Annotated in this window: 1 protein-coding gene; it reads left to right on the top strand. The window is 68.4% G+C overall.

The annotated features are described in order from the left end of the window. Window positions 1-35 precede the first annotated feature (35 nt). The coding region (locus ON40_RS34435; protein WP_051194001.1) for a TetR/AcrR family transcriptional regulator C-terminal domain-containing protein at window positions 36-652 on the top strand (617 nt) is incomplete at its 3' end.

The raw sequence follows: 652 nt of genomic DNA, 5'->3' as shown, positions 1-652 counted from the left end.
GTTCGAGATTACTCGAACACTGTTAGACTGTCGAGGTGGCCGAGAAACTCAACCGAGACGTCATCGCCCGCGCCGGGCTGCGCCTGCTCGACGCGACCGGCATCGACGGCATCACGATGCGCGCCCTGGCCGCCGAACTGGGTGTGCGGGCCCCCACGCTGTACTGGCACGTCACCTCCAAACAGGACATCTTCCGGGCGATGGCGGTCGTCATGAGCCGAGATGCCGCGGAGGTGATGACCGCAGCGGACCGGCGTGCACCCTGGCCGGACTGCATCACCCGCTGGGCACACGCGCTGCGGCGGACCATGCTCGCGCACCGCGACGGCGCCCGCGTGTTCGCGGGAACCTTCGCTGCCGACCCGGCCACCTTCGAGGTCGTCGAATCGGTTCTCGACGCCTGGCGCGAGGCCGGTCTCCCAGCAGCCGAAGCCGCTCAACGCACCACGGTCCTGCGGCATTTCATCGTCGGGTTCTGCATCGAGGAACAGGCACTCACCGAGCTGACCGGCGACCCCGCCCCCCGACAAGGCAACAGACCGCCGACTCCCGACCCTGCGCGATTCCCCCTCACCGCACAGGCCCTACCGACCGTCCTGGCCACACCCGCCGAGGAACGATTCGAACTCGGCATCCGACTCATGCTGTCCGG

Source organism: Nocardia jiangxiensis NBRC 101359, assembly GCF_000308615.1.
Lineage (GTDB): Bacteria > Actinomycetota > Actinomycetes > Mycobacteriales > Mycobacteriaceae > Nocardia > Nocardia jiangxiensis.
The sequence above is the reverse complement of the archived record's forward strand: the minus strand, read 5'-3'. Positions and strand labels throughout refer to the sequence as shown.